Source organism: Longimicrobium sp., from assembly GCF_036280135.1.
In the GTDB taxonomy this organism is placed as follows: Bacteria; Gemmatimonadota; Gemmatimonadetes; order Longimicrobiales; family Longimicrobiaceae; genus Longimicrobium.
This window is the reverse complement of sequence record NZ_DASURI010000149.1, coordinates 1-7,290: the sequence shown is the minus strand read 5'-3', so window position 1 is coordinate 7,290 and position 7,290 is coordinate 1. Positions and strand designations below refer to the sequence as shown.

Genomic DNA, 7,290 nt, shown 5'->3' with positions numbered 1-7,290 from the left:
GGACCCGTCGCTGCGCGACGGGGGGCCCTCTCCCCCGCCGCCTGCGCCGCTCGTTCCTCGCGGCTCGACGGCGACCCCTCCCCCAACTTCGGGGGAGGGGTTGGCGAGAAGGCGAGATCTGCGCGCGGAGCTCATTCCGTGCACGGGATGGGTTCTCCCCCTCCCCCGCGAAGCGGGGGCAGGGGGTCGGGGGGAGGGGGCCCTCGGCGGGCGAGAGACACGCTGCCCCACCCACACGAGCCCGGCGGTCCGGAGCCGTCGCGTGAGGGATGCGCGCCCGCAGGGCCGAGACGCCGGAGCAAGGCGGCACAGCCGTATCGTGCCGTCGTGCGGAGGAGGCTCGGCGCCGTTGGGCACAGTTGTATCGTGCCCTACGGCGCGCGCAGCCCGGCCCGGAGCGCAGCGGAGGGACACGCCCAAAACGGCAGTGCGGGAGTGCGGGAGTGCGGGAGTGCGAACGTCACAACGAGGCGCGTTCTTCGCCGCCTTTCCTGCCCTTCCGCGCGGCCCTCGCGTAACACCATCCGCCCCCGCCCAAGTGCACGGACTTGATATGAGTTGCGCTCAGACCAAGATTGTCGCGCCCACACTGCCACGTTCCGCGAACGACGGGTGCACATGAACAACAACGGCCGCAGGGTCGCCATCATCGACGGGTGCCGCACGCCTTTCGCCAAGTCGAACACCGACTTTCGCGACGTGACGGCGGTGGAGCTGGGCAAGGCCGCCGTGCGCGAGCTCATCGCCCGCACCGAGCTGGACGTGGAGCAGGTGGACCACGTGGTGTACGGCACGGTCGTGCAGAGCGTGCAGGAGCCCAACATCGCCCGCGAGGTCACGCTTGGCAGCGGCATCCCGCCCCGCGTGCCGTCCTTTACCGTGGGCCGGGCGTGCGCGTCCAGCAACCAGGCCATCACCAGCGCCGCCGAGCAGATCGCGCTGGGCATGGCCGACATCGTCATCGCCGGTGGCGCCGAGTCGCTCACCGACATCCCCATCCTGGCGTCTCCGGAGCTGCGCAACGCGCTCGTGCGCGCCAGCAAGGCCCGCTCGCTGGGCGAGCGCATCAGCGCCTTCCGCTCGCTGCGGCCGCGCAACTTCGCGCCCATCACCCCCGCCATCGCCGAGCCCACCACGGGCGAGACCATGGGCGAGTCGGCGGAGAAGATGGCCAAGCAGAACGGCATCAGCCGCGAGGCGCAGGACCGGTGGGCCCTGCGCAGCCACCAGCTGGCCGCCGCCGCCACCGCCGACGGACGCCTGACGGCCGAGATCGCCCCGTTCTACGTGCCGCCCAGGTACGACCAGGTGGTCACGAGCGACAACGGCATCCGCAAGGACACGTCGCTGGAAAAGCTGTCCACGCTCAAGCCCGTCTTTGACCGCCGGTACGGCAGCGTGACGGCCGGCAACGCGTCGCCGCTGACGGACGGCGCGTCGGCCGTGCTGCTGATGAGCGAGGACAAGGCCAGGGAGCTGGGATACAAGCCGCTGGGCTACATCCGCAGCTACGCCTACGCCGCCCTGGATCCGGGCGACCAGCTGCTGCAGGGCCCCGTCTACGCGGCGCCCACGGCGTTTGACCGCGCGGGGCTGACCATGAAGGACATTGGCCTGCTGGAGGTGCACGAGGCGTTCGCCGCGCAGGTGCTCAGCAACCTGCAGTGGTTCGACTCCGACAAGATCGCGAAGGAGCGGCTGGGGCGCGACAAGGCCCTGGGCCTGCCGCCCGAGGACCGCATCAACGTGATGGGCGGCAGCATCGCCATCGGCCACCCGTTCGGCGCCACGGGCGGACGCCTGACGGTGACGCTGCTGAACGAGCTGCGCCGCCGCGGCGAGCAGTTCGGCATGATCAGCGTGTGCGCGGCGGGCGCCATGGGCTTCGTGATGATCGTGGAGTCCGCGCCCGCCTGATCTCCTGAACAACCCCAACTGCGTTTTCTCACGCAGAGGGAGCAGAGGCAGCAGAGTACCCCGGTTCCGCGCGGAGCCGGGGTACTTCGCGTTTCATCCTGGATCCAGAAACGCGGTTGTTTCCTGAGGGGCCCTCACGAGCTCGACCGCGCCGGAATGGGTGCGGCCCCGAAGGATCTTCCCGCCCCGGCACGATCCTAGTCCAGCGGCAAAGTCCCTGCCCCACGGAGGAGATCCTTCGGTCGCGCCCATCGTCTCGTGAACGGGCGGATTCCGCGCGAGCGCTCCCTCGGGAAATCGAGATGAAGATGTCCAGTCTTTATGCGGATTCGGATGAACAGCATTCATCAGTTACCGTTGCCTCCGTTGGCCGCAGGCCCCGTGTGAGATTCTTCCATCGAGCCATTCCGCGCTTCGTATCCAGGGTACGACCAACGAACGCAATGTCGCGCAGGTTGCGGCGGGAAGGGGAGGTGTGTTATCGTTGGCGTTCTCCCAAACAAACGGCGCTTCCCGGTGCGGCCTCCGGCGTGTTCGGCGGCCCCGCACCGTTTCTCGACCCATCACGTTTGAGGACGCCCATGCCCATCCGCCGCTTCACTCCCGCCGTGCTCGCGCTGGCGGCCCTCGCCGCCTGCTCCGACGGCGCGCCCACCGGCCCCGGCCAGCCCGACGTGGATCCCTCGCTGGCCCAGCTGAACGGCGAGCCCATCCCCACCCGCCAGCAGCAGCGTCCCGGCACCTTCCTGGACAAGAGCGACGCGGAGCTGTGGTCGTTCGTGCAGGCCTCCGACGGGCTCGTGGCCGTGGGCCTCAAGGCGCCCGGCGGCGTGCGCGGCACGTGGCGCGGAAAGATCCTCGTGGACCGCAACCAGAAGGCGCAGGGCCGCGCGGCCGTGCTGGCCCAGCGCGGCGTGCAGCTGGTCTCGGCGGATGAGCTCCTCCCCGTGCTGCAGCTGCGTCTGGCGGACCAGGACGCCCTCTCGGCCATCCGCAAGCTGCCGTTCGTGGACTACGTGGAGCCGGTGATGGTGCAGCAGGAGATCCCGCAGTTCGCCGGCGTGGGCGGGTGCGGCTGGGGCAGCGCGTGGACGGGCGACCGCCAGTACACCGCCACGGGCGACGTGTACTCGCAAAAGTTCACGGCCATGGGCATCCCCGCCGCGTGGAGCTACAGCACGGGCGCGGGCATCAAGATCGGCCTGATCGACACGGGCCTGTCCTCGGGCCAGGGCCAGTTCACCACCACGTTCACCTCCGGCCAGAGCACCGGGCGCACGCTCACGCTCGCCAGGATCTCGTCGCAGGCCAGCGCGTACGACGAGTGCGGCCACGGCACGCGCATGGCCGGCATCATCGCCGCGCCCTGGGACGGGCAGAACGTGGGCGGCATCGCCTACCGCGCCAGCCTGGTGAGCGTGCGGCACGCCAGCGGCGTGGCCACCGTCAACAGCAGCGACGCCGCCGCCAGCGTGCGCCTGGCCAACCAGCAGGGTGCCCAGGTGATCGTCATGGCGTGGGAGTCGCTCAACTGGCTGTGGCAGGTGTCGGACGAGATCGAGTACTGGCACTACGGCCGGCAGGTGCTCTTCTTCGGCGCGGCCGGGACGAGCGGGTGCTGGGACGGCATCCTGGACAGCAACGTGGTGTTCCCCGCCGACATGCCCGAGGTGGTGGCCGTCACGGGTGTGACGTACCCGGGCGGCGGCGTGCCCTGCGGCATTCACCACGGCAGCGACGTGGAGCTCACGTCGTACCTGGACGTGCCCAGCACGGGCCGCTACACGGCGGACATCGTGGGGATGGGCGGCAGCAGCAACGCCACGGCCGTCGTGGGCTCGGTGGCCGCGCTGGTGTGGAGCCGCAACCCCGGCTTTACGCGGGACCAGGTGCGCGCCCGCCTGCAGCAGACGGCGCAGTACTATCCCAGCCGCAACGGCGAGGAAGGCTACGGGCTCATCAACGCGTACCGCGCGGTCACGGGCTTCTGAACCGCGGGGTACAGGGGACAGCCGGCAACGATATTCACGGGCTGTCTCCCGGCCTGATCCGGATCCTTGAAGGACGGTTGAAGGCCCGCCTGCGCGTGCGCAGGCGGGCCTTCGTTCATCGTGGCATCACCGCGCGCGCCTGCTGCGAGCCCCCTGCCCTGCCGGGCGGGATGTTGGAGACCGAACGGCCGGCGCGCGCGGCCGGGCGTCAGCAGATGACGACCGAACAGGTGGCGCCGTCGCAGCTGTAGTTCACGCAGGTGTTCCGGCAGCTGTCGGGGCGGTTGGAGAACTGGTTGCCCTCCACCGTGCCCAGTTCCGCCATCTTGTCCGAGATCTCGAACGACGTGATGTCGATCTCTTCCAGGACCAGCTTGCGCTTCTTCATGGTGAGTCTCCTTGGCCGGAATGGGTGACGCGGAGAAGGGATGCCGCGGGGGCAAAACCCGGATCCGCGATGGCGATGCGAACGCGCCCGGCAGGGCCCGACAGACGGTGCTCTTTCTCGTCGCAGTCACTGAAACGTCGTAAGAACATCGTCTGCTTCCACTCTAACGCGCAAAAGGCGCGTTGTCCACCCTTTTGTCGGCGAAATTGTGGAAGAGACTTCCATGATGTTCCCCAAATGCGCGAAGCCGGCCCCCGTTACGCGAGGCCGGCTTCGTTTTCTGGGTGGGGAGCGCGGATCAGGAGGCGGGCTGCTCCACGGCAGCCACGGCCATGCTGATGGTCACCTCGTCGCCCAGCACCACGCCGCCGGCCTCGGCCGCGCGGTTCCACGCCACGCCGTAGTCCATGCGGTTGATGGTGGTCTCCGCCTCGAAGCCGATGCGCCGGCGGCCCGCCGGCCCGCCCACGTCGGTCATCTGCCCCTCCAGCACCACCGGCCTGGTCACGCCGCGGATGGTCAGGTTGCCGTGCACGGTGATGCTGCGCCCGTTCGCCACCACGCGCGTGCTGCGGAACGTGATGGTGGGGTGGTTGGCCGCGTCGAAGAAGTCCGCGGAACGCAGGTGCGTGTCGCGGCGCTCGTTGTTGGTATCGATGCTGGCCGTCTGGATATCCACGGACACCGAGCCGCCGGCCAGGCTGGCGGGATCGGCCGTGATGGTGCCGCTCCACGTGTTGAACTGCCCGCTCACGCGGCTCACCATGTGCCGGATGCGGAACGTGAGCTCCGAGTGCGCCTGGTCGATCTGCCAGCGCACGGCGGTGGCCGGCACGGAGCTGGGCGCCTGCGAAAGGTGCGCGGGGGCGGCGGCCGCGGCGGCGCCGATCACGGCGGGAACGACGGCCAGGGACAGCAGGGTGGCGCGAATACGCATGGGTGGTGTGCTGGGTGGTTCCGGTTGGACGATCGGAAAGCTCCCGCGCGACGAAACGCCGCCCGATCGTGGGCGGCGTTCCGCGCGGCATCCGGGATGGATGCGGATAATCTACACGCGCCCCACCCCGTTATACAGGCGCTTCACGCATCCGTAACCCGCTGGTGCCCATCGGCCGATGCCACATCCCCAGTGTCGTCCCCCCACCCCGACCACCCGCCTGTCATCCTGACAGCGGTCCCCAGGTGGGTTAGGAGCCGTTTCTCACCCGTGCTGTCATTCTGAGGAAGGCGCTGGCTGGATCCATCCCCATGCTGAATGGGCGGCGACGAAGGATCTTGCACGCAAAGCGGCAAGCAGGCTTTGGGGCACGTGGCCAACCTCACGCTTCGCACACAAGATCCTTCGGTCGCGCCAAAGTCCCGCATGCATTCGCGTTTCGCGCGGCGCTCCCTCAGGATGGCGCCTTGGAGGCGCGGGTTTCGAAACAGCCTCTCGGGAAAGCACGCGATTTCCCGACCCGACAATGCTGCACGAAGAAAGCCGGCGGAGGATGATCCCCCGCCGGCTCCGCCGATCCGCATCCGCCGAATGCGCGTTTCAGCGGCGGCGGATGATGCGGCGCAGGTCGGCCTCGGCGGCGATGTAGCCGAACGGAGTCCAGTTCTCGGCCGACGTCACGCGCCAGAAGATCTCCTCCGCGCGCTCCGGCTGGCCGTTGTACAGGAACCAGTTGCCCACGCCGTACCCGTACGTTGAAACCGTCGTGCCGTTGATCTCCAGCAGCGAGTCGGGCGTTACGAGGCCCTTGTACATCAGCAGCAGCCGGTGGTACGGTTCATTCTCGATGATGTCCATCTGCTCGCGGATGGGCTCCAGCACCGACGCGGCTTCTTCCGCCCGCCCGGCGCGGCGCAGCGATATGTACAGCCAGTGCGTGGCCGCCACCCGCGAGTCGTCGTTGCGTGACACCGTGAGCGCGTTGCGGAACGCGTAGACGGCCCGCCCGAAGTCGCCCTGGAGATAGCGCGCCAGCCCCAGGTGGTACCACACGTTCCAGTGCAGCGTGGTGAGGGGGATGTTGCGCGCGTTGGGCGCGCCGTCCGGCTCCACCTCGTCCGGCCGGCCGGCCATGAGCACGGCGGCGCGCTGCAGGTCCGCCGCGGCCGCGTCAAAACGGCGGATGGTGATGTAGCGGTGGCCCCGGTGCCGGTACATCCGCGGGTCATCCGGGTGCTTGCGGACGCCCTCCGTGAAGATGTCGATGGCGTCGCGGTAGCGGCCCAGGTACGCCACGCGCCGCCCCAGCCAGATGATGGCGTCGGCGTTCTCGGGGTCGCGCTGGTAGACGGCGTAGGCGGCCGTGAGCGCGCTGTCCAGCGGCGCCCGCGCGGCGGGGGGCGGCTCCGGCGAGAACAGGGGCGCGCCCAGGAGCGAGATGGCCTCCGGCTCGCCGGCCACGGTGGGCGGCGTGCGGCGAACGCCCGCGCAGGCGGCGAGCAGGAAAGCCGTGACCAGCGCGAGCGCGGTGGCGAGCCTTGGCACGACGGGACTCCGGGGTGCGCGGCGGGACGGGGGCGCGTCCGGCGGCCCGCCCCGGGGGGCGGCCGCGCGTGACGCGCCGGTGCAGTCTCTTGGATGGAATGAACGCCGGTGGGGAGAATACGGCGCAACCGGCGCGTTGAAAAGGGGTTCGGCCCGCCGGCCGCCCGCTACTGCCCCAGGCGCAGGGGCATGGAAAGCTGTCCGGGAACGGGATAGCCGTCTTCCATGGCGGGGATGAAGCTGATGGTGCGCACGTAGTTGAGCAGCCGCATCTCGTACGCACGGCGCCCCAGGCCCCGCTCCAGCCGGGCGTCCGTCACGTTGCCGCGCGAGTCCAGCGCCACCCGCACCCAGATGGTGGCCGGGTCGTACATCTCGGCCACGGCCGGCGGCGCGAACGCGTCCCGCACGTCGCCCCAGCCGCCGCCCGCCGCCGCCACGCCGAACCCGTTGTCTTCCCCGCTGCGCAGCCGCGGCGCGCACACCTCCGTGCGTCCCACGCGCAGCCGCGG

General features: G+C 69.9%; 6 protein-coding genes. 2 read left to right on the top strand and 4 right to left on the bottom strand.

Going from position 1 to position 7,290, the window contains the following annotated elements:
- Positions 1 to 618 precede the first annotated feature (618 nt).
- Positions 619 to 1,917 carry an acetyl-CoA C-acyltransferase FadI gene (gene fadI, locus VFZ20_RS04550; RefSeq protein ID WP_329682647.1) on the top strand — a complete coding sequence of 433 codons (1,299 nt, stop codon included), beginning with the start codon at positions 619 to 621 and terminating at the stop codon, positions 1,915 to 1,917.
- A gap of 581 nt (positions 1,918 to 2,498) precedes the next feature.
- Positions 2,499 to 3,908, top strand: a complete 1,410-nt coding sequence (locus VFZ20_RS04545) for a S8/S53 family peptidase (RefSeq protein WP_329682646.1) — start codon at positions 2,499 to 2,501, stop codon at positions 3,906 to 3,908.
- 208 nt (positions 3,909 to 4,116) lie between these two features.
- Here VFZ20_RS04545 and VFZ20_RS04540 read toward each other — a convergent pair whose 3' ends face one another.
- The 4 genes from VFZ20_RS04540 to VFZ20_RS04525 form a co-directional block, all read right to left on the bottom strand.
- On the bottom strand, positions 4,117 to 4,296 hold the full coding sequence (locus VFZ20_RS04540; protein ID WP_329682645.1) for a hypothetical protein: 180 nt from the start codon (positions 4,294 to 4,296) through the stop codon (positions 4,117 to 4,119).
- Positions 4,297 to 4,594: 298 nt separating this feature from the next.
- Positions 4,595 to 5,233 carry a YceI family protein gene (locus VFZ20_RS04535; protein WP_329682644.1) on the bottom strand — a complete coding sequence of 213 codons (639 nt, stop codon included), beginning with the start codon at positions 5,231 to 5,233 and terminating at the stop codon, positions 4,595 to 4,597.
- A gap of 600 nt (positions 5,234 to 5,833) precedes the next feature.
- Positions 5,834 to 6,778: a tetratricopeptide repeat protein gene (locus VFZ20_RS04530; protein WP_329682643.1), complete on the bottom strand. Its 945-nt coding sequence runs from the start codon at positions 6,776 to 6,778 to the stop codon at positions 5,834 to 5,836.
- Between the two features lie 167 nt (positions 6,779 to 6,945).
- Positions 6,946 to 7,290, bottom strand: a 345-nt coding sequence (locus VFZ20_RS04525) for a hypothetical protein (protein WP_329682642.1), incomplete at its 5' end; no start/stop codon positions are given.